1 pseudogene is annotated in these 232 nt (G+C 33.2%); it reads right to left on the bottom strand.

What is annotated here, in order from left to right:
- Positions 1-7 precede the first annotated feature (7 nt).
- Positions 8-232, bottom strand: a pseudogene (locus B4920_RS28130) (xanthine phosphoribosyltransferase); the annotation flags it as partial.

The following is a 232-nucleotide window of genomic DNA, read 5'->3' as shown; positions in this document are numbered from 1 at the left end:
CTATACTTTATTTAACAAATTCTATTATGCCTTTTGATAGTTTGGATATTCTTGCCAAAGAGTATACATCATATCCTTTATCCTTAAGCATTTGAGCACCTTTTTGGAATGACTTTTCTATTACTATTCCTATTCCAGCAACTTTTGCTCCAGCTTCCTCTATCAAACGTGCAGCTCCAAGTGCCGCTTCTCCATTTGCTAAAAAATCATCTATAACTAATATATTATCTTC

Origin of the sequence: Zoogloea sp. LCSB751, assembly GCF_002028455.1 — a bacterium.
Taxonomy (GTDB): Bacteria; Pseudomonadota; Gammaproteobacteria; order Burkholderiales; family Rhodocyclaceae; genus Zoogloea.
Note: the sequence above shows the minus strand (reverse complement) of the source record. Positions and strands in the feature narration are given on the sequence as shown.